Here is a 23,044-nt window from a genome sequence, read left to right as displayed (position 1 = left end):
CGGCTCAGACGGTGACCTCGCGGATCAGTCGGGATCCCCAGGGGCACCAGTGGCCGCCGGGCAGGAACGCTCCTCCGGCCTCGTCGAGGTGATCATCGACATAGCGGATGCCCGCGTCACAGACCTCGATGGCGACCTCGAAGAACTGGATGGTGTCGGGGTCGAGATGGAAATCCCAGTTCGGGTTGTAGGGCTTGCGGCTCTTCTTGATCCTGCCGTGGACGTGGATCCGTTCCTTCTCTTCGCCGGAAAGGACGCTTCGGGCGTGCGTGATCTTCTCGGGATCGGTGAGCTCGAAGACGAACTTGTCCGGAGCCGGCGGATAGTCGAACTCGAAGTAGGCGGTCTCGCTCATATGACTCCTCGACATCGTGACGATAGCCGCGCACCTCTCGGGGAGCGGCACGGCAGCAGTCTCCAACGCCGGGTGGCCACGGCGAAGCGGAAAGCAACAATCTCCTGTTATAAGCGAGAGGTGCACATTTCCACTTTTCCTCGCCGATCTCGGCCGCCCACACATCCATGACGGAAAAATTCCTTTCCTCCCATAAAATACCTCCTCTCCCACTTCAGACATACAACCGGCAGTGAACGGAACACTCGCCCAAACCGCGGAAACCCCCGGCCTCCGAAAACCCGCGAGGAAAAGGCCTGCGGCGTTTCTACCGCTCCCCTCCCGTCCGTCCGCTGTTACAGAATCACCACTCGCGGGTTTTCGGAACGGTTCCGATAATCCGAGAAGAGGAAGATGACCTCCTATGGATACCGCCGAGAAGAAGCGGGATCTCGAGCGGATCGAGGCCGACGGCTACATCACCGTCAACGAGTTGACGACGGCCCGGAAGAAGGACGACCGGGTCAGCGAGGACCAGCCTGAACAGCATCGTCCAGATCGCCGACACGGACGGCGACCACCGCCTCGACTTCGAGGAGTCCACCACGTTCGTCCGCTGACGCCTTCCGGCGCGGTGGCGGGCCGCGCGTGGGATCGGGGCTAGGCCTCCCCCCGACGAACGTGGGGCTCCATCACGCGACGGCTGGATACGCGGAGCCACCAGAGCGCGTTCCGATCGCATCGGGGTCAGGCGGGGCGCACCCGATATCCACGCGCCACTGGAGTCCGCACCGGATCCCCGAGGCGGAGGCCGGAAAGAGCCGAGAGGCCACCAGACGGTGGATCCCCCGGCGAGGTCTCCCCACGTGTGACGGGCCACGGCCTGGACGGATGTGTTTCCCCGGGCCGGCGGCGACGGGTCGTGTCCGTCCCTTGAGGCGCCGTGAACCGGGGAGCACCAAAGGCGCAGAACCCGCCGTGCTCGTAGGACTTCGGAACACCGTCCTCGGCGGCGGGGATCGTCCAGGGATGGCCCACGCCCTCCCACCCGGTCCACAGGGTCACCTGCGGACCGGGGGACGGATCGGAGCACCTGGGGGCGGATGCCGCCGGACAGTCCGCGCCTGTCGCCGCCGAAGTCCGGGTTGTCGGCCCCGTCCGGATCGCCGTTGCGCGGACGGCGTTGATCGCCAACTCCGACAACGGCCTCGCCGGCATCCGCGGGAACCTCATCGGGGGCGACCCCTCGCACGCCCACGACGCCGCGTCGGTCCGGGCAGAGGCGTGCGAAGCGCCGGGCGAAGACACCCGCCAGGTCCGGCCCCGGCCGGGGCGGGGACCTCGCGGCTCAGTCCCCGGGAAGGAAACGCGCCCGCAGATCGGGACGGAGGAACGCCGCCGGCGAGGCGATGGACAGCCCGCCGTCCACCGGCAGCACCACGCCGGTGACGAACGACGCCCGCGCTCCCGATAGGAACGCCACCGCCGCGGCGACCTCCTCGGGGGTGCCGGTCCGCCGGAGCGGGTAGCCCTCGCTGGCGGCGGGAAGGTCACCGCCGCCGATGAGACCGGGCGCGACCGCGTTCACCCGGATCCCGCGCGGCCCGTACTCCAGGGCGAGCTGGCGTACCAGCCCGTCCACGCCCGCCTTGGCCGCGGCGTAGCCGGGCAGGCCCGGTGCGGCGAGGAACCCGTTGACCGAGCTGACCGCGGTGATCGCGGCCCCCTCCCCGAGCAGGGGCAGGGCGGCGCGGCAGGTGTAGAACATCGATCCGAGCGTGGTGTCGATGGCGGCGCGCCACTGGCCGTCGCTGGTCTCGGCGGCGGGCGCGACCGGCATCACCGCCGCCGCGGGAACGACCACGTCCAGTCCGCCCAGCACCCCGTGGGCACGGCCGACCGCCTCCGTCGCGCCCTCGGGGTCGGCGCAGTCGGCGGCGAGGGTCTCGACGAACGCGGAATCCTCGAAGGGCTCCAGCGCGACGCCGACGACACGGTCCCCCTGCTCGGCGAAGGCCCGTGCGATGGCCCGCCCGATCGGCGAGGACCCGCCGACGACGAGGACCCTGCGGCCGGTCACCGTCCGTCCCCGACGGTGGCGGCGGCACCGGCCAGAACCTCGTCGTAGCCGGACAGGGCGAGGTCGGCGAGGAGGTCGGCGAGCACCCTGGCGGAGTCCGCGCCCAGCGGGACGGCGGGAGAGCGGACCGTCGCCGACTCGATGACGCCGCGCGCCACCAGGACCTCCTTGTGCACGGCCCAGGCCAGCCCCGGCTGCATGCCGAAACGGATGAGCGGCAGCAGCGGATCGTAGGCGCGGCGGGCCTGCGCGTGCCGGCCCTCCTCCCACAGGCGCAGGACCCCGGCGAGCACGTCGCTGAACTCGCAGGCCGGCATGGTGCCGACCGCGCCGGCCGCGTACTCCTCCAGCAGGAAGAAGGCGTTCTGGCCGCCCAGGAGCACCGCCTGGGCGCCGTGGGCCTCCAGGGCGGCGCGCACGGCCGCGGTCTTCACCGCGGTGGGCGGGGCCTCGACCTTGACCGAGGTGACGCCGGGCAGGGTGGCCAGCTCGGCGATGACGTCGGGGGCGATGGCGACCCCGGTGGCGCCCGGCGCGTCCTGGACCATCACGTCCAGGCCGGTGGCGGCGGCGACGCGGGCGTAGAAGTCGACCACCTGGCGCGGCCCGGGCTTGACCAGGTAGGGCGGCAGGACCATGAGGGTGTCGGCGCCGCCCGCCTCGGCGGCCCGCGCCTGCTCGATGGCGATCTCGGCCGAGGTGCCGTTGACCCCGGCGATGACGGGAACGGCGCCGGCGGTCTCCTCGGTGACGACGGCGAGGATCTCGGCGCGTTCCGCCGTGGTCAGCGCGAACCCTTCGCTGGCCATGCCGAAGACCGCGAGCCCGTCGACCCCACAGGCGAGCTGGAAGCGGACCAGCCGGCGCAGCCCCTCGGTGTCGAGGGAGCCGTCGGGTCGGAAGGGGGTGGCGAGGATGGGCAGGAGCCCGCTGAGCTGGGTCATGTCGGCCTTTCGTCGTGGTCGTGTGCTGGCGGGGGTCACCGGGCGCAGGCGTGGTGGCGCGTGGCGGTGGCGCGGATCCGGTCCTCGTCGACGTCGAGGCCCAGGCCGGGACGCTCGTCCAGGCCGAAGCCGTCAGGGCCGACGTCGAACGCGAAGCCGAGGGCGGCGGCGGTCTCCACCGTCGTGGGCTGGTACTCGAAGAAGGGGCTGTCCTCGGTCGCGGCGCTGACGTGCAGCCCGGCGGCCAGCGCCGGCCCCAAGGCCACGGAGTGGTGGGGGGCGAGGGGGACGTGGTGGGCCGCGCACAGTTCGGCGATGGCCGTGGCCTCGGTGATACCGGTGCGTCCGACGTCGGGCTGGGCCAGCCCGATCGCGCCGGCGGCCAGCCACTGGGCGAACTCGTAGCGGGTGCGCAGGGTCTCGCCGATGGCGATCGGCAGTTCGATCCGGTCGGCGAGGCGGCGGTGGGCGTCGACGTCCTCGGGGGCGAGCGGCGCCTCCAGGAAGACGACGCCGCGGTCGGCGAGCTCCCGGCCGAGCCGGGCCGCCTGGGCGGGGCCGTAGCGCCAGTGGGCGTCGACGGCGACGTCGAGGTCGGGGGCCGCGGCGCGCACGGCGTCGACGGTGGCGAGGTCGGTGTCCACGCCGTAGCCCAGGTGGAGCTTGACGGTGCGGGCGCCCTTCTCCTGCCAGGCGCGGGCGAGTTCGGCGCGTCCGGCGTCGTCGGGCCGGGGCAGGCCGGAGACGTAGGCGGGGACCCGGTCGCGGTGGGCGCCGCCGAGTAGCCGGGCGACGCTGAGCCCGCTGATCCTCCCGGCGAGGTCCCACAGGGCGATGTCCAGGGCGGCCAGTGCGTCGGCCTGGTGGCCGACAAGGTGGCCGCGTTCGCGCATCAGGGCGCGCAGGCGGGCCCAGGCGGGCCGGGGCGCGGCGGCGTCGGAGCCGATGAGCTGGGGGCCGAGGAGCCGGTCGACGATCTCGGCGGGAATCTCGGGGCCGACCGGCGCCAGCGCCTCACCCCAGCCGGCGGTGCCGTCCTCGGCCTCGACCCGGACCAGCAGGGTCTCGAACGAGGCCGAGTACAGGCTGCGCCAGGGTTCGCGGACCCGGTAGCCGGCGTCGGCGGTGAGCTCGGTGCCGTCGGGAAGCGCTCCGAGGTAGGCGGCGGGGCCGCGGACCTTGAGCACAAACGTCTCCACATCACGAATGAGCATCGAACTCCCAAAGTGACCCTTGACATGTCCTGTTTGTTAAATCACTGTTGCACACACTGCATGTCCCATGCAATGTGATCGCCGATACGGCGCTCACTGCACAGCCGTACCGAAACGGCTGGTGAACACCGTCCCTGCCCTCGAACCACACGACGACGCGAGGTAGTCATGACCGAAGGAACCTCAGGCGTGCGCGACGCCGGGATCACCCCGCCCACGGCGCGCGAATCCAGGCGGGTGCTCATCGCCACCGGCATCGGCCACTTCGTGGAGTGGTTCGAGATGGGCATCTACGGCACCCTGGCCACCAGCATCGCGGCGAACTTCTTCGCCCCCGGCGACCCCACCGCGGCGCTGTTGTCCACCTTCGCCCTGTTCGCGGTCTCCTTCGTGGTGCGCCCGCTGGGCGGGCTGTTCTGGGGACCGCTCGGCGACCGGATCGGCCGCAAGAGGGTCCTCGCCCTGATCGTGCTCATCACCTCCGGCGCGACCTTCCTCATCGGCGTGCTGCCGACCTACGCCACGGTGGGCGCGCTCGCCCCGCTGCTGCTGGTGCTGGCCCGCCTGGTCCAGGGGTTCGCGGCCGGTGGCGAGTCGGCCAGCGCCACCACGCTGCTGTTCGAGTACGCGCCAAAGCACCGGCGCGGCTTCCTCACCAGTTGGGTGGACACCTTCGGCTTCCTGGCCTTCGTCGCCGGCTCCGGCCTGGCCCTGCTGCTGACCGCCGTGCTGGGCGAGGCCGCGATCACCGAGTGGGCCTGGCGTCTGCCGTTCCTGCTCGCCCTGCCGCTGGGCCTGGTCGGGCTGTACCTGAGGATGAAGCTGGAGGACACCCCCGAGTTCCGCCGCCTGGAGAGCCTGGGCGAGGTCGCCTCCTCCCCCATCAAGGAGACGTTCCGGGCCGGGCGCACCGCCATGCTGGTGCTGGCCGGGATGGTGGTCATCAAGGCGGTCGCGCACTGGACGTTGCAGACCTTCATGCCGAGCTATCTGCGGGAGACCCTCGGGTTCGACGCGCTGGAGTCGTTCGAGGTCACCACGGTCTGCCTGGCCATCGTCGCGGTCCTGGTGCCGTTCATGGGGCACCTGTCGGACCGGGTGGGCCGCAAGCCGGTGCTGATCGCCGGGGCGGGCGGTTTCCTGGTACTGGCCTATCCGGCGTTTTGGATGATGTCGCTGGGCAGCACGCTGCTGGCGGTGGCCGCCATGGCGCTGCTGGGCGTGCTCATCGCGGCCTTCGACGGCGCGGTCAACGCCGCCATGGCCGAACTGTTCCCGCCGCGGGTGCGCAACGGCGCCATCGCCATCCCCTACAACATCGCCGTCGCCCTGTTCGGCGGGACCGCGCCCTACATCGCGACCCTGCTCGTCTCGACGACCGGGTTCGCGCTCAGCCCCGCCTTCTACATCATGTTCGTCGCCGCGATCTCCCTGGGGACCGTGCTGCGCATCCGCGAGACCGCCGGTCCCGCCGCCCGTACCACCGCCTGACCCCTTGGAAAGGATCCGACGACCCGTGCCATCGAAGCCGCGCACGCTCATCGCCTCCGCGACCGCCGTGGCCGTCGCGCTCCCGTTGTCCCTGCTGCCGGCCGCCCCGGCGCTCGCCGCCGACACCGAGGAGGTCCTGCCCTACGCGGTGGACGACTCCAACCAGGCCGCCTGGTGGACCCCCCTGGACTCCTTCGGGGGCTCGGACTACTTCGCCTTCAACGCCCCCGCCTCCGCGGCCGGCCGGCACGAGGTGCACATCGCCGAACGCGCCGCGTCGGGCGCGTGGAGTTCGGACTGCCTGCGCGCCGAGGCCGGCGGGCCGTGCGTCACCTACCCCGACGACCTGGGGCACAACCAGCCCTCGATCGTCGTGGACGGGACGGGACGCATCCACGCCTTCGTGTCCATGCACAACGACGCCTGGCGCTACTACCGCTCACGGACCCCCGGTGACATCGGCTCGATGACCGAGGCGGCCGCCGACCTGCCCGACGCCGACGGCGCCTACACCTATCCCGTCACCGCCCGCGACGACACGACCGGCGACGTCTACGTGCTGGTGCGCGCCGCCGACGACGCCGGCGGCCGGCGGATGGGACGCCTCTACCACTGGGACGACGACACCGCCGTCTGGGCCCGGGAGGCGACGGTCGGTTCGGCGACGGGCCACTCCTTCTACCCAGACGACCTGGCGGTCGACGGCGAGGGGCGGCTCCACGTGCTGTGGGAGTGGGGTCCCTTCCCCGCCGACCCCTTCCGGCACGTGGGCTCCTACCTCGTCTACGACCCCGCGACGGGCCGGGCCGAGGACGCCGCGGGCGCCCCGGTCTCCCTGCCCGCCTCGCCGTCCTCCGGCGGCGCGGTGGTCTACCAGCCCTACACCGAGGGCGAGGACATCTCCACCGCGGCGCCGTCGTTGCAGAGCGCCAAACTCGCGTTGGACGAGGAGGGCCGGCTGGCGGGGATCGCCTACCGGTTCCGCGTGGCGGAGCCGGCGACCGGAGCCCCCGGCTTCGACGTCCGGCACGCCCGGTGGACCGGTTCGGGCTGGGAGCGCGAGATCGTGGCCGCCGCCGGTGTTTCGGGGGTGCAGACGTCGGCGGCGGTCGACGTCACCACCGCCCGCGGCCTCACCCGGGTCTACTTCGTCGCCGAGTGGGCCTCGTGCACCGGCGCGGGCAGCCGGGTGGTGCGGGCCGAGCGCACCGGGGAGGGCCCGTGGCGCTTCGACGCGGTGGGGACCGAGCGGCCGCGCTCGCAGCGGCTGGCCGCGCGCACCACGTCGACCGGGGCCGACCTCCTCTACGTCAGCGCCCCCTACGCGCGCCCCTCCTCCGGGACGGTGTCGCGGCTGGCGCTGCCGCGCCCCGCCGCCTCCCCGGGCGCCTCCTGGGCGGACCTGGCCGCCGAGCTGACCGGCGAACCCGCCACCGGCGGCAACATCGCCCTGGGCGGACGGGTGTCGGTCTCCTCCTCCCGCGACGCCGCCACCGGCGGGGAACTGGCCGTGGACGGCGACTGCTCCGACGCCTCCCGCTGGATCTCGGCCGAGGGCGACACCCGGCCCACCATCACGGTCGATCCCGGCCGGGTGGCCGAGGTGTCCCGGGTACGGGTGGCCAGCGGCTACACCCCCGATCCCGCCTCGACCGTGTTGAAGGACTTCTCGGTGCGCGGGCGGCTTCCCGGGGGCTCGTGGGTCACCCTGGCCACGATCGCCGACAACACCGAGCAGGCCCGCGTGGTCGAGGTGCCGGCGACCGAGGTCGACCGGATCCAGCTGGTCATCACCGACCCCTCGCGGTCCGAGGTGGACGTCGCGCGGGTGCGCGAGCTGGAGATCTACGAGTGAGGACGTCCCCGGCGGGCCTGCCCGCCGGGGACGCGAGGAAGGGGGCGGCCGTGTCGGACGGCGTCGAACAGGTCACCGATCCGATCGCCGAGCACGGCGAGGGGCCGGTGTGGTTCCCCGCCTGGGGCGGGCTGGTCTGGGTGGACATGTTCGCCGGCGACGTGCTCGCGGTGGAGCCCGGCTCCGGTCGGGTGCGCCGCAGGCACGTGGCGGGGCTGGTGGCGGCCGTCCGCCCCCGTGTCGGCGGGGGCGCGGTCGTGGCGACCGAACGGGGCTTCCTGCTCGTCGACGCGGACGGGGGCCGGCGCGACCTCGGCGAGCTGTGGAGCGATCCGGGGATGCGGATGAACGACGGCGGCTGCGACCCCGACGGGCGTTTCTACTGCGGGACGCTGGCCGGTGGACCGCTCCGCGGCGCCGGCCGGCTCTACCGGCTCGACGCCGAGGGGCGGATCGAGCCGGTGCTGGAGGGGGTGACGGTCTCCAACGGCCTGGCCTGGAGCCCTGACGGCTCGACGGCCTACTACGTCGACAGCGCGACCCGGCGGGTCGACGCCTTCGACTACACGCGGCGGGACGGGTTGCGGCGGCGCCGCCCGTTCGCGGAGTTCCCCGAGGAGGGGGGTGTCCCCGACGGGATCGCCGTGGACGCCGAGGGCGGGGTGTGGGTGGCGCTGTGGGGCGGGGGGCGGGTATGCCGCCTGTCCCCCTCCGGACGGGTCGAGGCCGTGGTGGAGCTCCCCGTGTCGCGGGTGAGCGCGTGCGCGTTCGGCGGTCCGGGGCTGCGCGACCTGTACGTGACGACTTCGCGGCTGGGTCTCGCCCCCGGCACCGAGCCGGCCGCCGGCGCGTTGTTCCGGCTGCGGTCGGGTGTCGCGGGGTTGCCGGTTTCGGCCTATGCGGGCTGACGGTTTTGTGCCCGTGGCACCACGCCCCGTAGAATTCGATCATTCATGCGCACAGCGCATCACTCATGCGATGGGAACGGTGTGGGAGTCGAACAGAGCGGCAACCAGTCGGTGGAGCGGGCGATCAGCGTACTCAACGCCTTCCTGGAAGGAAGGACGGAACTACGCGTGTCCGACATCGCGCGCCTGACCGGGATCGGCCAGTCCACCGTCTCGCGTCTGCTCGCCACCCTGGAGTCGGCTCGGCTGATCGCCAAGGACGAGGACAGCGGGTTCTTCCGGCTCGGCCTGGGCCACGTCCCACTGGCCGCGGCGGTCCTCAACGGCCACCCGGTCCACCGCGAGGCGCGGCCGGTGGCCCAGCGGCTCGCCGGGACGCTGGGGCTGGGGGCCAACGTCGCCGTGCGCGACGATTCCACACTGTTCTACCTGTGCAACTTCGAAGGCGAGCTGGCGCCCAAGTCGCACGTCCTGATGGGCGGACGCAACCCGTTGCACGCGACCGGACTGGGCAAGTGCCTGTTGCTGGCGCTATCGCCACGGCAACGCCGCGATCTGCTCGGCGCGGACCTGCCCGCCTACACCGTCTCGACCGTCACCGACCACGAGGCGCTCGACGCCGACCTGGAACGGGTCGCCACGCGCGGCTACGCCACCGAGAACGAGGAGCTCGCCCTGGGGCGGGCCTGCATCGCCGCGCCGATCCGCGACGGATCGGGCGAGATCGTGGCGGCCCTGTCGGTGTCGGGTCCGCTCAGCGCGATCGACCTGGCCGGCCGCGAGCCGGAACTGGCCCGGACGGTCATCGAGGCCGCCGACCGGGTCGCCCTCGCGCTGGGGTACCAGGCCCACCGCATGGCCGTCCCGCCGCGCTGACCCCCTCGCGGAGGGGACGCCACGGCGCGCGGTCCCGCCCCGTGGCCGGCTTCGTGCCGCTCACCCCTCCTTCGGGGTGAGCAGCACGAAGCTCGCCCCGGCGGAGTCGTGACACACGGCGAGCCGCCCCACTCCCGGCGCGTCCTCCGGCCCCATGTACACCCCTCCGCCGTTGCCCGCGACCCGGGCCACGCTGGCGTCGCAGTCGCTGACGTGGAAGACCGGTTGCCAGTAGGGACCGGTCTCCTCCAGGTGGCGGGGGTCGAGCTGCATGACACCGCCCTGGGCGCGCTCGGGGTCGTCGCCGGCCGGGGTGACGATCGCGTAGGCACCGCCGCCACCCGGCAACGAGACATCGGAGAAGGTCCAGCCGAAGAGCGCGGCGTAGAAGTCCTTGGCGCCCGCGGCGTCGGAGGTGTAGAGCTCGGTCCACATCAGCGTGCCCGGGAGCCCGACGGCCCCGAGCACCGGCGCGCCCTCGGGCTCGCGGAGACCGAACCCCGCCCCCTGCGGGTCGCCGACCCAGGCCGTGTGGAAGCTCCCACCGGTCTGCCGGGCCTCGCCCAGCACCGAGCCGCCCGAGTCCTCGACGGCGCGCAGCGCGGCGTCGAGGTCGGCGACCGCGAAGTGGATCCGCCAGGCGGGACGGTCCGCCGCGCCACGGGGGCGTTCCATCTCGGCCACGATCACGTCGCCGAGCCGGAAGAGCCCCGGCTCGGTCTGCCCCGGCTCGGCCGGGCTGGGATTCCAGCCGAGCACGGCCTCGTAGAAGCGTGCGGCGGTGGCGTGGTCCTCGGCGACCAGGCTGATCCAGCATGGCGCCCCGGGAACGAGGTCGGTGGTGAGCATGAGGTGCCCTTTCACTCGGCTGGGACGCCCTCCAGTCTGTCACCGGACCGTGACGTTTCCCGGGAGGTCGCGCGGCGGGCCGCCGTCCGTCCCGCTCACGCCCCCACCAGCACGGACAGGCAGGTGACACACCCCTCCAGCTTCTCGAACTCCCCGATGTCGACCACGCGCGTCCGGTAGCCCAGGCCACGCAGGTCCGCGGCCGTCCGCGGCGCCGACGCGCCGATCAGCACCTCGTCGCCGCCTAGAGGGAGCACGTGGGCGCCGGTTTCCTCGGCGACGGCGCGCACCGGGGGCAGGACCGCGGTGTCCACGGCGTCGGGGCGACCGATCAGCATCCCATCGGGCAGGGCGGTGACCGCCGACTTCAGGTGGAGGACGCCGTGGGTGCGGACCGGGACCACGGTGCGGCCGAGCGGTTCGAGCAGGGCGCGCAGCGCCGCGGCGCCACGGCCGTCGGTGCGCCCGCCCAGGCCGACGTAGACCGTGGCGCCGACCTGGAGCACATCGCCGCCGTCCAGGGTGGCGGGCGCCTCGATGCGGGCGGTCTCCAGCCCCAGGGCGGCGACCGCGCGCTCCACCCCGGCGACCTCGGCGCGGCGGCGCGGGGCTCCCGAGCGGGTCAGGATCGCGAGCCGGTCGCACACGACGAGCGCGTCCTCGACGAAGACCGCGTCGGGTAGGGCGTCGTCGGGGGCGACCTCGTGGATCCGCCGGCCGGATCGGGCGAGCGCGTCCCGGTAGGCGGCGTGCTGCCGCGCGGCGAGCGCGGCGTCGACGGGGCGGCGTCGGACGTGGGTGACCAGGCCGTCCTCCAGCCGGGGGCCGGGGCGGCGGACCAGGGCGACACGGTCGCCGGGGGGCATGGCGTCCTCCCGAAGGGGCCGGGTCCGCGCCGGCGCGCGGCCTCGCCCTCCTCCCTACCCGCTCCTCAAAGGAGCCAAATAACCCACTAATTCGGTTGACAAAGTATGTTTAGTGTCCCACCCTGGAACCGTCCCCATCCCGGGCGGCCCGGCGTCGCGACCCGCTCCCCGGGACCACCGCCCGCCGTTCGCCGGCCCGACCGGAAGATGATTCCATGAGCCTGACCGTCCTCGTCGGCAATCCCCGTCCGGGCTCCCGAACCTCCGCGGTGGCGCTCTCCGCGGCGCGGGCCGTCATCCGGGCCGCCCTGCCCCCCGGCGAGCCCGACGTCGTCGACCTGGCCGGCCTGGCCCCGCTGCTGCTCGCGCCACGACCACCCGCCGTGGTCGCCGACGCCGTGGACCGCGTCCTCGCCGCCGACGTCCTCCTCGTCGCCAGCCCCACCTACAAGGCCACCTACACCGGCCTGCTCAAGGTCTTCCTCGACCGGATCGACACCGGCGCGCTGCGCGGCACGGTCGCGCTCCCCCTGCTGCTCACCGGCTCTCCCGCGCACACCCTCGCCGTCGAGGTCCACCTACGCCCCCTGCTGGTCGAACTCGGCGCCACCGTCCCCACCCCCGGCCTGGCCGTCTCACAGGGCGACCTGCCACGGCTGGAGGAGATCGTCACCGCGTGGGCCGCGCGGGTCGCCCCGGCCGTGCGCGCGGGCGTCCGCGCCCCGCGCCTTCTCCCGTCCCCGGACAATCCAGAGGGCCCGACACCACCCCTGGGACCGCTCCCTCCGCGTAACGAGGAGGTCCGCACGTGACCACCCTGGACACCCCTCCCCCGCCCGCCCTTCCCCACGACGGCCACATCGACGTCGAACGGTTCCGCCACGCCCTCGCCCTGCACGCCGCCGGCGTCACGGCGATCACCGCGCGGGTGGGCGGCGTTCCCATCGGGCTGACCGCCACCTCGTTCACCGGCGTCAGCGCCGAACCGCCGCTGGTGTCGTTCTGCGTCGCCACGACCTCCACCACCTGGCCCCGGCTGCGTCGGGCCACCGGCTTCGCCGTCGCCCTGCTCGCCGACGACCAGCACGACCTCGCCACGCGGTTCGCCACGCGGGGTGCCGACCGCTTCGCCGAACCGACCCGCTGGTCTTCCGGCCCCGAAGGCGTTCCCGTGCTCGACGGCGCGGTCGCCCACCTGTTCTGTGTTCCCCACGAACGGCTGCTGGTGGGCGACCACTGGCTGGTCGTGGGACGGGTCGTCGAGACCCTGCTCGACCCGTCGAAGCGCCCCTTGCTCTACTTTCGCCGCGCCTTCGGCGCCTTCTCCCCCCGCACCGCCTGACCCCGCCCCGCGCTCAGCTCCGTGAAGGACGCAGGGCGAACCACAGGCGTTCGACCGCGGTCGCCGCCATCGGCGCGACCGGGGTCGTCGCCCCCAGACGCAGCTCCCGCCCCAGGGACGACCCTCCGTCGAGGAACCCCAGCACATCGGCCAGCCGGTTACGGCGGAACAGCCGGGCGAAGAAGTCCGCCCCGTCGACGCGCCCGGTGTCGAGCGCGCGCAGCATGACCGCGTCCATCTCCAGGTGGCGGCGCCGGTGCGGACAGGGAGGCACCGGTGTGCGGCCCCTCGCCAGCGCGCGGGCGACCGCGGCGGTCTGGCGTTGGACGCCGCTGAAGGTGTAGCCCGTCGAGGGGCGGGTCGCGCCGCCGGCGGTGCCGATACGGAAGACGCGGCGGCCCGACCGGCGCGGAAACCGCGCGTCGGTCATGGGGATCGCGCCCTGCTCGACCGCCGTCACCTCGACCTCCCCCAGGCCCAGGACCTCTCCGATGTAGTGCTCCAGCGCGCGCCGGTACCCGGCGTCGTCGAGGACCTCGCGGGTGAACTCGGTGTACTCCACCAGCGCCTCGCGCTTTGACACCGGCAGCACGTAACCGAAGGAGACCCCGTTGCGCGGCTGCGGCGTGCGCAGGTCCATCAGGCTCGCCGCCTCGGGAACGAAGGCGTCGGAGCGGGTGCGCACGAACCAGCCACGAAAGTGCTGGAGCAGGGTGGTGGTGCCCCGGGGCAGCGGGCGCGGTGGACGGGAGTCGAAGACCCATGTGGCGCGTACCTGCAGGTCCCGTCCCGCGCCGTCCACCCCCCGCACCACGGCCCGTCGGGGACCGTCGAGGATCTCGGTGACGGTCGCGGTGACCTCGCGGACCGTCTCCGCCAGGCCCGTGCGCACGAACCGCTCGTAGTCGGGCGAGCGGATCATCTTGTACACGAGCGGCGCCGCCGGGGCCTCATACACCTCGCCCTCGGGTCCGATCACCGACAGCCGTTCCCAGCGGGCCGAGACGACGGCGTCCCACTCCCCGGCCTCGCGTTCCCAGAAACACCAGGTACGCACCGGGGACCTGGCCGGCCCCTCGGGGGGCTCCAACAGCACGGTCTCCAACGGGCGTCCCCCCGGTCCTCCTCCCCGGGACAGCCGATGGGCCAGCGACAGCCCCGCGGCGCCGGCCCCCACGATCGCGACGTCGACATCGACCATGCCGCCCAGCATGACACGGCCGTCCCACGAGGGGACGCGACGGGCGGCGAGGAGTGCCGGTGGCGCACCGGCCGGACGTCCCTCGAGCCGCCCGGGCCTGTCCCGCCGCGCTCGTGCTCCGACGCCCCGTGCGCCACCCGGCGCACATGGCGTCCGGCCGGCCTCCGGTGTGCGGCCGGTTCCCGTCCCGGGGGGAACGCCCAGGCTCCGGTCCGGGACTCCTGGCCGGCCTCCCCTCACCGGTCGGCCGCTTCCCCCGCGCTCCGCCGTCCCGATCACGGCGATGGGGCCGAGGGGCCGCCCGGGTGCCTCGTCGGGGCTCCCGTCATCCGACCGGCGCGGTCGGCCGGCCCAGCGGCTCTCGAACACGTCGCACGGCGGCTCCCGCCCCGGCCCACAGGTGCGGCCCCGGATCCACCGATGAGGCAAAGGCCCCGAACCCACCATCGGCGCGCCGCCACACGCCAGCGGACGACCGGACAAGCCCCACCCGGAAACCCCGACCCGGTGACCTGGCCGGTCTCCCGCTCCCCGAGCGGCAACCGCGGACCGCCGCGCTCGCTCGCGCGTGTCCTACAATCGTCTCCGACGGCGCCGCCGCGTCGCGGCCTTCCCGCCCGGCGGACCGCGCGGTCCCGCCTCCCGATCGCCGTCGCCCTCCTCCGTCTCCGGAGTCCTCGCGCGTCCTCGTCCACGCGCACGCCTTCCCCTCTTCCGATCCGTTCGGTACCGCGCGCCCGTCGCGCCTTCGGAAGGGGACCCCTTTGCCCACCGACTCCACCGCCCGTACCCCCGCGAATGGCCGCGCCCCGCGTGACGGCCGACGCGCCTCACTCGCGTTCGCCCTGGGCGCCTTCTGCGTCCAGTTCGACTCCTTCGCGCTCAATCCGGCCCTGCCCACGATCGGCGCGGACCTGAACCTGTCCGCCCCGCTCCTCTCCTGGACCGTCGCGGTCTACCTGCTGGCCTGCGGCTCGCTCATGGTCGCGGGCGGACGCCTCGGCGACACCGTGGGACACCGGCGGGCGCTCGCGGCCGGGCTGGCCCTGTTCGGCGGCGCGTCGCTGCTGTGCGGGGCGAGCACGGCCGGCTGGGCGCTCGTCGCCGCGCGGGCGCTCCAGGGGGTGGGCGCGGCGCTGGTGATGCCGTGCGGGCTGGCCCTCGTCGCGCTCGCCCACCCCGAGGGGGAGCGTTCCCGGGCCACGGGGCGGGCCCTGGGCGTGGCCGGGCTCGCCACCGCGCTGGGCCCGCCGCTCGGCGGGCTGCTCGCCGACGCGGCCGGGTGGCGCTGGGTGTTCCTGGTCAACGCCCCGCCGCTCGCGCTGGCGCTGCTGTGCGCGCTGCGCGCGCGGGTGGGCGGACGCGGCGACGGTGGGGCGCGGCCGGGAGCGGTCGGGGTGGCGGCGCTGGCGGGGGCGGCCGGCGCCGTGATGCTGCTCGCCGAGCGCGGCGCGGCGTGGGGGTGGACGTCGCCGAGGACGGCCCTGGTCGCGGCGGTGGCCCTGCTCTCGGCGGCGGTGCTGTGGCGGGCCGAGCGACGGTCGGCGGTCGCGCTGGTGCCGGCGGCGCTGCTGCGGGACCGCGGCTACCTGCTCGGGTTGCTGGCCGGCGCGGCGGCCAACGCCACGACGGTGGGCTGGCTGTTCGCGGTCCCGCCCCTGCTCCAGGGCGTCTGGGGGCTGGGGCCCGGTTGGGCGGGGACGCTGTTCGCCGTGCCGGCCGTGGCGATGGCGCTGGCCGGCCCCGTCGCGGGCCGGCTGGCGGGCGACCGGCCCGTCCTGTCCCCTCTGTTGTTCGCCACGGGGGCGGGCGGGCTGGCCGTGGCGACGCTGCCGGCCGCGCCCGGTCCGGTGGTCCTCGCCGGGATGCTGGTGTGCTGTGGCGCGGCGCTGGGCCTGGCCGGGGCGCTCACCCTGGTCGCCGCCCAACAGGCCGCCCCCGCCGGTGCGGCGGGCAGCGCTCCGGGCCTCACCAAGACGGCGGTCACGCTGGCCGGCGCGTTCGGCGCGGCGGCCTCGGCCGGTCCCCCGCAGGAGGCCCTCCTCCTGTCGGGAACGTGGTCGCTGGTGGCGGCGCTGGCGGTGACCGTCGCGCTCGCCGTCCGGGCAGGTCGCCGCCGCGGCGAGCGCGCCCGGTAGGCACGCGGCCGGCGCGGGCCTTCGCCCCGGGAGCCGCGCGTCGCCTCCCCGAGGTCCGGATCCGCCTCACACGGCCCCGACCGGCGAAGCGCGGGGTTCGCCCTGGGACGGGACGCCGCGGCCACGGTGCGGCCCGGATGTCCCCGGCTTCCCCGCGGGGCCGGGACGCCGGTCCCTCAGCCCAGGACGATGTCGCCCTCGGCGGTCCGGCGGGCCGCGACACGCCGTCCGACCCGGGTTCCCGCCGCCCGGGCGGCCCTGCGGATGCGTTCGAGGTCGTCCTGGTCGGAGGCGGGGATCCGGATCTCCTCACGGCGGCGTAGCGCCCGGGTGATCCTGGCGACCAGCTCGGCGTGCTCGGCGTCGGCGTGGCGCTGCTGGGCTCTGAGGGATTCCGCGGACTCGGTGCGGTGGGCATCGTCGACCATGCTCGGACTCTAGTGGCCGGGCCGGCCCGAGGTCGCCCCGGGCCTTGCCTCACGCCGGTCACAGGCATGAGTCTCACCACTGTGGGCATCACGGGCTGCTGAGGGACCGCTCGGTCCCGACGACCACGTTCTCTCCGTCTCCAGGCAGGAGCCCACGTGCCCGAGTCCGTGCAGGACATGAAACCCCGGCGGGTGACCGAGGAGTTCGACCGCGCCGCCCTCTCCTACGACCGCCTCGTCACCGTCAACCCCGGTTACCACGCCCACCTGCGCAGGTCGGCCCGGCGGCTACGGCTTCCCGACCACGGGGCGGGGCTGCGCCTGCTCGACCTGGGCTGCGGGACCGGGGCCTCGACCGCGGCGCTGCTGGCGGTCTACCCCGAGGCCGCGATCACCGCGGTGGACGCCTCGGAGGGGATGCTCGCGGTGGCCCGGGCCAAGCCCTGGCCACCGGGGGTGCGGTTCGTGCACGCCCGCGCCGAGGAGTTGACCGTCGAGGAGCTCGGCGGCCCGTTCGACGCGGCGCTGGCCGCCTACCTGCTGCGCAACTGCCCCGACCCCGACACGGTGCTGGCGACGATCGCGGGTCTGCTGCGCCCGGCCGGCCGGCTGGCGCTGCACGAGTACTCCGTCGCCGACTCCGCGCTGGCCCGCGCGGTGTGGACGCTGGTGTGCGCGACCGTGATCATCCCGGCCGGCCGGCTGCTCACCGGCCGCGCCGACCTGTACCGCTACCTGTGGCGCAGCGTCCTGGAGTTCGACGGCGCGGCCCGGCTGCGGCGGCGGATGTCCGTGGCCGGCTACCGGGACGTGCGCACCGCCCCGATGACGGGGTGGCAGCGCGACATCGTCCACACCTTCCTGGGCCGCCGCCCCACCACGGCGGAGGAGGGGCGATGAGGCGGCCGGGCCGTGACCGGCGGGCTCGTGCCCTGCTCCCGGCCCCGCCCGGTCCACGCCCCTCGGGTGAGCCACCGCGGGCGGTGGTCGTGGGCGGCGGGATCGCCGGGCTCGCGGCGGGGGTGGCGCTGGCCGAACGCGGCGTGGAGACGGTGCTGCTGGAACGGGAGTGCTACCTCGGTGGACGGGTGGGCGGCTGGCCGACCACGTTGCGTGATGGCACGCCGGTGACGATGAGCCGCGGGTTCCACGCGTTCTTCCGCCAGTACTACAACCTGCGGGCGCTGTTGCGCCGGGCCGACCCGGGGCTGGGGATGCTGGTGCCGCTGCCGGACTACCCCCTGGTCCACCGCGACGGTCGGGCCGACGGCTTCCGGGGCCTGCCCCTCACCCCGCCGTGGAACGCCGCGGTGCTCGCGGCGCGTAGTCCCAGCTTCCCTGCGGCCGAACTGCGCCGGGTCAACGTGGTGGCGGCGCTGCACCTGTTGGACGTGGACGTGCCCGGCGTCTACGAGCGGCTGGACCACGTCGACGCGGTGGAGCTGCTGGAGCGGATCCGCTTCCCCGCCACGGCACGGCACCTGGCGTTCGAGGTGTTCTCGCGCAGCTTCTTCGCCGATCCGCGGTTGCTGTCGGCGGCGGAACTCGCCTCGATGTTCCACCTGTACTTCCTCGGTTCGTCGGAGGGGCTGCCCTTCGACGTTCCAAGCGCCCCGTTTCCGCAGGCGCTGTGGAACCCGGTCGGCGCGTACCTGCGCGGGCTGGGAGCGCAGGTGCGCACCGGCGCCACGGTGTCGGGAATCGGCCCCGGGCGACGGCGCCGTTTCGCGGTGGGGACGTCCGGTGGCGTCGAGGAGGCCGACGCCGTGGTCCTGGCGACCGATGTGGGCGGGTTGCGGGAGATCGTGGCGGCCTCCCGGGAGCTGGGGGAGGTGGAGTGGCGCAAGCGGATCGCCGACCGGCCGTCCGCGCCGCCGTTCCTGGTGTCGCGGCTGTGGCTGGACCGGCCGGTGCGCGCGGAGCGGCCGGCTTTCCTGGGGACCGGCGGTTATCCGACGTTGGACAATGTCAGCGTCCTGGAACGCTACGAGGACGAGGCGCGTTCGTGGGCGGCGCGCACCGGCGGCTCAGTGGTGGAGCTGCACGCCTACGCGCTGGCGGAGGGCTGTGACGAACGCGAGGAGCGCGCGCGGCTGCTCGCCCAGCTCCACGAGGTCTACCCGGAGACGGCCGACGCGGAGGTCGTGGACGAGCGGCACGAGTTGCGGGCCGACTGTCCCCTCTTCCCGCCGGGGGACTTTCCCGACCGGCCGCGGATCACCACCCCCGACCCGCACCTGGTGCTGGCCGGTGACCACGTGCGGGTGGACCTGCCGATGGCGTTGATGGAGCGGGCGGCGACCAGCGGCGTACTGGCCGCCAACACGCTGCTGCGCGGCTGGGGTCGGCCGGGACACGTGGTGTGGAGCGTGCCCAACCAGGGGCGCAACCGTCTCCTGCGCGCTGTGGCCCGGATGCTGCGCTAGCGGGATGGCGCCTTCGGCCGGGCCCGCGGAGTTCGCGGGCCCGGCCCCGGGTGGCGGACCGGGGGTGGCCGCGGGCCGGGACCGCCCCCGCTGACACTTGACCACATTTGGTCACACGTGTCCGAATATGACTTTTGTAATTGTTGTCAGCCCGCGTCCGGTTCATACAGTTGCTTCTCCGACGCAAGCGACCCCGTTCCCCCGAACGGGCCAGAACGCGGAGGCAACCCCCCGTGCGCAGACCACGCGCCAGCACCATGACCGCGGGCGTCCTCGTGACGGCCCTGGCCGCATCCCTCGCGACGGCCCTTCCGGCCGCCGCCGACCCCCGTCCCACCACCGACGACCCCGCCCTCGCGGACTTCCACGACCAGGAGATCGCCTGGTCGCCCTGTACCGAGAAGACGCTCCAGGGCCTGGAGTGCGCCGACGTTCAGGTCCCGTTGGACTACTCCGAGCCCGACGGCGAACGCGCCACCGTGGCCATCAGCCGCTCCGGCGCCGACGACCCCGCCCAGCGGCGCGGCATCCTGCTCACCAACCCCGGAGGACCCGGGGGCCATGGGCGTTCCCTCGCCGGGATGTACGAGGGGACCCGGGTGGGCCAGGTGTACGACGTCATCGGCATGGACCCCCGCGGCAGCGGCGCTTCCTCCCCCCGCATGGACTGCGGGTCCGAGCCGTCGCCCCTGTATCCGCGCCCGACCGACGCCGAGATCTCCGATGCCACCCGGGCCGCGATCCGCTACCAGCGCGACTGCGAGGACGCCCAGGGCGACCTCCGTCCGCACATGACCACCGCCAACACCGCCCGCGACATGGACGTCATCCGGGCCGCGCTGGGCGAGGAGAAGATCGACTACCTCGGTTACTCCTACGGCACCTACCTGGGCGCGGTCTACGGCAGCCTGTTCCCCGAACGGCTGGGCCGCAGCGTCTTGGACTCGCCGGTGCACCCCGACGGCATCTGGCGCAACGTGTTCCTGCGACAGGCCCCCGCCTACAGCGCGAACATGGACCGTTACACCGCCTGGGCGGCCGAACACGACGACGTCCTCGGCTTCGGCTCGACCCGGGAGGAGGTCTACGCGACCTTCGACGCCACCTCGGCCCGGTTGCGAGAGGAGCCGCGCACCGACTTCCCCGGCATCCTCTACGACAACCACCTCTTCGACTTCGAGGTCGGCCAGCTCTCCCGTGACCAGCAGCACTGGGACATCGCCTCGGAGTACCTCGGTTACTTCGTCCGCGACGAGCCGCTGCCGCCGGAGTTCGTGTCCGAGTTGCAGGCCCTGACCGAGGAGGAGGACTACGGCATCACGACCCAGGACCTGCAGACGGCGGTCCTGTGCGAGGCCGAGTGGCCCGGACGGATCAGCCGGTACCACGCGGACGCGCGCGCCTACCGCGAGGAGCACCCCTACGGGGTCGGCGCCTACTGGTCCCTCCCCCACCCGTGCACCTTCAACACCCTTGAGCGGCCCGAGCCCCTGGTGGAGCTGGAGCGCGACGGCTACTCCGAGCCGCTGCTCATCGCCGGCGAGTTCGACGCCAACACCGCCTACGAGGGGGGCGTGGCCATGGCCAAGCTGCTGGACGGCCCCCTGATCACGGTCGCCGGCGACGGCGGGCACGGCTTCTACCTGCCCGGGGGCCTGGACTGCGTGCGGGAGGCGGTGGAGGCCTACCTGGTCGACGGCGTGGTCCCCGGCGATCTCACCTGCCAGGGACCGCCCCCGGCGGAGCTGGACACGGCTCCGGAACTGGAGGCCGAGGAGATCGCCCCGTTGACGGAGCCGGCCGTTCCGCTCGGCCCGGGGATCTGATCCCATAAAGGGCCCGCCCCCTGCTGCGCCGCTCCCCGGAAGTCGGGCTGAGAAATCGGTTCCGCTTCCGGGGAGTATGCGCACGAATCCGCGTAGTCCGCGCACCAGCGAGCAGCGTGCTGCCGCCGCGAACCTGTTCGAGGCCGGTCACGGCTTCACGACCACGGCCTCGTTGCTCGGTACGGGCCCGTGCCGGGACCGGGGAAGAAGCCGGGCCCGGGTCCCGCCGAGGCACGGAGACCGGCTCCGGTCGGAGGCGTCGCCGGACGGCCCGCTCCGCCTTCCGGTAACGGGACCTAGCCCGGCCAGCGGCCCGAGGTGCGCAGGGTGTAGCGGCGCTCGGCGTAGTCGAGGTCGTCACGCCACAGCCGGCGCGCGGCCAGGCGCATGAACGGGCGCACGGCCGGCGCGACACGGCGGGCCGCGCGAAAACCCGGCCGGCCCGATGAGGCGATCGTCGCCTCGATGACCGCCGTCCGGGGCACTCCGTTCCCGTCGGTGCCCAGCGGCGTCGCGTGCGTCTCGACGACGCTGCCCTTCCCCTCCCCCTCGACGATGTGCATGACGACGGTGCGCGGTTCGGGGCAGGTGAACGCGGCGCGCACCGGAACGCCCCAGCGGCCGGCGACCTTGAAGGCCACCTCCACGACGAAGCGGTCCTCAACGGGGTCGGGCTCGCTGGGCGCCTCGATGACGCGCAGGCCCACGAAGGAGTAGGGGTGGAACCAGGAGCCGTGCCAGGGGTCGAGCCGGTTGGCGACGACGTCCTCGGGTTCGCAGCGTCCCGCCATGGTCGCCACGGCCGCGATGGTGGTGGCCGGGTCGGGTCGGGTCGCCAGGACGGGTTCGGACAGGGGTTCCTCTCCGCCGACCTCGTCCAGACGGACCCAGGCCAGCACACCGTCGTCGTGGACGGGGTAGGGCTCCCAGCCGGGGAATCCCTCCGGCCCCAGGGAGAGCCCGTGCCAACGGCACACCAGCCGCCCCTCGCCGACGGCGCCGCGGCACAGCGGGGCGCCCAGGTGCGGGCAGGCCCCGGGGGCCGCGTGCAGCGCGCCGTCGGGGGTCCGCCAGGCCACCACCTCGGTGCCGGCGACGACCCGTCCGAAGGGGCGGTCGGCGCGCACCTCGTGGCTTGCGGCGAGGACGTACCAGTTGCCCGACGGGCGGGCCTGGGCGCGTTTGAGCGCGGCCGAGATCAGGCCGGGCGAGGCGCCGCGCCAGGTGGGCGCCTGGTCGCCCCACGTCGTGGCGGGCATCCGGCGCAGCGGGATACGGCGGGGGGTGGTGTCCATATGCGGTCCTCCGTGGTCAGGCGGTGGGTACCGGGGCGCGGGACGCGGTGAGCCGGGCCATGACCGCGCGGCCGAGCGCGGGCAGCGCCACACGCGCGCGGCGCCGGCCGGGGACGGCGTGGCGGCGGCTCCACACGTCGTAGTCCGACGCCTGGATCTCGTCCAGGATGCCCTGGTAGAGCGTGAAGGCCGTGGCGACGCACGGGCGCGACACCGGATCGAGCATGGCCAGGCCGGGACGGGCCCGCGCGTAGTCGGCGCGGTTGAGCGCCACGAGTTCGGCCAGCGCGGCCCGCACGCGGGGGTCGCCGCGTCCCTCGCGCCGGCAGCGGGTGAGCAGTCCACGATCGACCCCGTAGGCCGACAGCACGTCGGCGGGCAGGTAGATCCGGCCGCGGTCGAGGTCCTCTGCGACGTCGCGGAGGAAGTTGGTGAGCTGGAACGCCTCTCCGAGCGCGGCGGCGTGGGGGGCGGCGCGCTCGCGCGGCACCACGGTGCCCAGGACGGGCAGGACCTGTAGTCCGATGACCGCGGCCGAGCCGTACATGTAGCGGCGCAGGTCGTCGTAGGTGGCGTAGTCGGTGACGGTGAGGTCCATGCGCATGGACTCCATGAAGGCGGCGAACAGCTCCGCGGGGATGCCGTAGCGGCGGGTGGTGTCCGCCAGGGCGCGAACGACGGGTTCGGTGGAGCCGTCACCGGACAGTCCGGCGCGCAGCTCGCCGTCCAGGGCGTCGAGCGCGGCCGCCGTCTCCACGCCCCGGGTCCGGGTGCCGAGGTCGTCGACGACGTCGTCGACCCAGCGCGCGAAGCCGTACAGGGCGTGGATGGCGGGCCTGCGCGCCGGCGGCAGTACCCGGGTGGCGAGGAAGTAGGTGCGGCCGTGGTCGGCGTGCAGGGCACGGCACAGGGCGTAGTCCGCGCGCAGCCGCGCGTCGACGATCCCCGCGGCGTCGAGCTCGCTCCTCACC

At 74.1% G+C, this 23,044-nt stretch carries 21 protein-coding genes; 11 read left to right on the top strand and 10 right to left on the bottom strand.

Going from position 1 to position 23,044, the window contains the following annotated elements; genetic code table 11:
- Positions 1-4 precede the first annotated feature (4 nt).
- Positions 5-355 (bottom strand): BP74-related protein, encoded by a 351-nt coding sequence (locus ACYVHU_RS19755; protein WP_078759578.1) that lies wholly within the window; start codon positions 353-355, stop codon positions 5-7.
- A 403-nt stretch (positions 356-758) separates the two neighbouring features.
- On the opposite strand from ACYVHU_RS19755, the gene ACYVHU_RS19750 reads away from it, so the two are divergent.
- Positions 759-998, top strand: coding sequence for a hypothetical protein (locus tag ACYVHU_RS19750; RefSeq protein WP_144290641.1), 240 nt, complete (start codon positions 759-761; stop codon positions 996-998).
- Positions 999-1,682: 684 nt separating this feature from the next.
- On the opposite strand, the gene ACYVHU_RS19745 is transcribed toward ACYVHU_RS19750, so the two are convergent.
- The 3 genes from ACYVHU_RS19745 to ACYVHU_RS19735 are packed head-to-tail and all read right to left on the bottom strand — an operon-like array spanning position 1,683 to position 4,572.
- Entirely contained in the window at positions 1,683-2,414 is a 732-nt protein-coding gene (locus ACYVHU_RS19745) for an SDR family NAD(P)-dependent oxidoreductase (RefSeq protein WP_078759579.1), read from the bottom strand.
- Positions 2,411-3,358: a dihydrodipicolinate synthase family protein gene (locus tag ACYVHU_RS19740; protein ID WP_498949206.1), complete on the bottom strand. Its 948-nt coding sequence runs from the start codon at positions 3,356-3,358 to the stop codon at positions 2,411-2,413. Before ACYVHU_RS19740 ends, ACYVHU_RS19745 begins: the two co-directional genes overlap by 4 nt.
- A 35-nt stretch (positions 3,359-3,393) precedes the next feature.
- Positions 3,394-4,572: a mandelate racemase/muconate lactonizing enzyme family protein gene (locus tag ACYVHU_RS19735; protein WP_078759581.1), complete on the bottom strand. Its 1,179-nt coding sequence runs from the start codon at positions 4,570-4,572 to the stop codon at positions 3,394-3,396.
- Between the two features lie 168 nt (positions 4,573-4,740).
- Here ACYVHU_RS19735 and ACYVHU_RS19730 point away from each other — a divergent pair, with 168 nt between their 5' ends.
- The 4 genes from ACYVHU_RS19730 to ACYVHU_RS19715 all read left to right on the top strand — a co-directional run bounded on the left by ACYVHU_RS19730 (position 4,741) and on the right by ACYVHU_RS19715 (position 9,702).
- Positions 4,741-6,063 carry an MFS transporter gene (locus ACYVHU_RS19730; protein ID WP_078759582.1) on the top strand — a complete coding sequence of 441 codons (1,323 nt, stop codon included), beginning with the start codon at positions 4,741-4,743 and terminating at the stop codon, positions 6,061-6,063.
- Positions 6,064-6,088: 25 nt separating this feature from the next.
- A complete protein-coding gene (locus ACYVHU_RS19725) occupies positions 6,089-7,918 on the top strand; it encodes a BNR-4 repeat-containing protein (protein WP_200813466.1) in 1,830 nt (609 codons plus the stop codon).
- Positions 7,919-7,968: 50 nt separating this feature from the next.
- The gene (locus ACYVHU_RS19720) at positions 7,969-8,826 is read left to right on the top strand and encodes an SMP-30/gluconolactonase/LRE family protein (RefSeq protein WP_078759584.1); all 858 of its coding nucleotides are present in this window, start codon (positions 7,969-7,971) and stop codon (positions 8,824-8,826) included.
- Positions 8,827-8,907: 81 nt separating this feature from the next.
- The gene (locus ACYVHU_RS19715; RefSeq protein WP_432941167.1) at positions 8,908-9,702 is read left to right on the top strand and encodes an IclR family transcriptional regulator; all 795 of its coding nucleotides are present in this window, start codon (positions 8,908-8,910) and stop codon (positions 9,700-9,702) included.
- A 60-nt stretch (positions 9,703-9,762) separates the two neighbouring features.
- Here ACYVHU_RS19715 and ACYVHU_RS19710 read toward each other — a convergent pair whose 3' ends face one another.
- On the bottom strand, positions 9,763-10,551 hold the full coding sequence (locus tag ACYVHU_RS19710; RefSeq protein ID WP_078759586.1) for a VOC family protein: 789 nt from the start codon (positions 10,549-10,551) through the stop codon (positions 9,763-9,765).
- A 95-nt stretch (positions 10,552-10,646) separates the two neighbouring features.
- Positions 10,647-11,417, bottom strand: a complete 771-nt coding sequence (ddaH, locus tag ACYVHU_RS19705) for a dimethylarginine dimethylaminohydrolase family protein (protein ID WP_498949204.1) — start codon at positions 11,415-11,417, stop codon at positions 10,647-10,649.
- 215 nt (positions 11,418-11,632) lie between these two features.
- On the opposite strand from ddaH, the gene ACYVHU_RS19700 reads away from it, so the two are divergent.
- Positions 11,633-12,229: an NADPH-dependent FMN reductase gene (locus ACYVHU_RS19700; protein ID WP_078759588.1), complete on the top strand. Its 597-nt coding sequence runs from the start codon at positions 11,633-11,635 to the stop codon at positions 12,227-12,229.
- On the top strand, positions 12,226-12,759 hold the full coding sequence (locus ACYVHU_RS19695) for a flavin reductase family protein (protein WP_394330018.1): 534 nt from the start codon (positions 12,226-12,228) through the stop codon (positions 12,757-12,759). Before ACYVHU_RS19700 ends, ACYVHU_RS19695 begins: the two co-directional genes overlap by 4 nt.
- 13 nt (positions 12,760-12,772) lie before the next feature.
- Here the strand turns inward: ACYVHU_RS19695 and ACYVHU_RS19690 are convergent, their stop codons facing one another.
- Positions 12,773-13,960 carry a lycopene cyclase family protein gene (locus ACYVHU_RS19690; protein WP_078760002.1) on the bottom strand — a complete coding sequence of 396 codons (1,188 nt, stop codon included), beginning with the start codon at positions 13,958-13,960 and terminating at the stop codon, positions 12,773-12,775.
- Positions 13,961-14,724: 764 nt separating this feature from the next.
- Between ACYVHU_RS19690 and ACYVHU_RS19685 the strand changes: the two genes are divergently transcribed.
- Positions 14,725-16,098, top strand: coding sequence for an MFS transporter (locus ACYVHU_RS19685; protein WP_159457182.1), 1,374 nt, complete (start codon positions 14,725-14,727; stop codon positions 16,096-16,098).
- Between the two features lie 176 nt (positions 16,099-16,274).
- On the opposite strand, the gene ACYVHU_RS19680 is transcribed toward ACYVHU_RS19685, so the two are convergent.
- Positions 16,275-16,526: a hypothetical protein gene (locus tag ACYVHU_RS19680; protein ID WP_078759590.1), complete on the bottom strand. Its 252-nt coding sequence runs from the start codon at positions 16,524-16,526 to the stop codon at positions 16,275-16,277.
- Between the two features lie 177 nt (positions 16,527-16,703).
- Here ACYVHU_RS19680 and ACYVHU_RS19675 point away from each other — a divergent pair, with 177 nt between their 5' ends.
- From ACYVHU_RS19675 to ACYVHU_RS19665, 3 genes are all read left to right on the top strand, one after another.
- Entirely contained in the window at positions 16,704-17,426 is a 723-nt protein-coding gene (locus ACYVHU_RS19675; RefSeq protein ID WP_498949281.1) for a class I SAM-dependent methyltransferase, read from the top strand.
- Positions 17,423-18,952 (top strand): NAD(P)/FAD-dependent oxidoreductase, encoded by a 1,530-nt coding sequence (locus ACYVHU_RS19670; RefSeq protein WP_498949202.1) that lies wholly within the window; start codon positions 17,423-17,425, stop codon positions 18,950-18,952. The genes ACYVHU_RS19675 and ACYVHU_RS19670 overlap by 4 nt, the downstream gene beginning before the upstream one ends.
- A gap of 233 nt (positions 18,953-19,185) precedes the next feature.
- Complete coding sequence (locus ACYVHU_RS19665) at positions 19,186-20,778, top strand: alpha/beta hydrolase family protein (RefSeq protein WP_498949201.1); 1,593 nt, start codon at positions 19,186-19,188, stop codon at positions 20,776-20,778.
- A 296-nt stretch (positions 20,779-21,074) separates the two neighbouring features.
- Here ACYVHU_RS19665 and ACYVHU_RS19660 read toward each other — a convergent pair whose 3' ends face one another.
- Both ACYVHU_RS19660 and ACYVHU_RS19655 read right to left on the bottom strand, forming a co-directional pair.
- Entirely contained in the window at positions 21,075-22,073 is a 999-nt protein-coding gene (locus tag ACYVHU_RS19660) for a Rieske (2Fe-2S) protein (RefSeq protein WP_078759593.1), read from the bottom strand.
- 16 nt (positions 22,074-22,089) lie between these two features.
- Positions 22,090-23,043, bottom strand: coding sequence for a phytoene/squalene synthase family protein (locus ACYVHU_RS19655; protein WP_078759594.1), 954 nt, complete (start codon positions 23,041-23,043; stop codon positions 22,090-22,092).
- Between the last annotated feature and the right edge of the window lies 1 nt (position 23,044).

It is taken from the genome of Marinactinospora endophytica, assembly GCF_054780875.1.
Note: the sequence above shows the minus strand (reverse complement) of the source record. Positions and strands in the feature narration are given on the sequence as shown.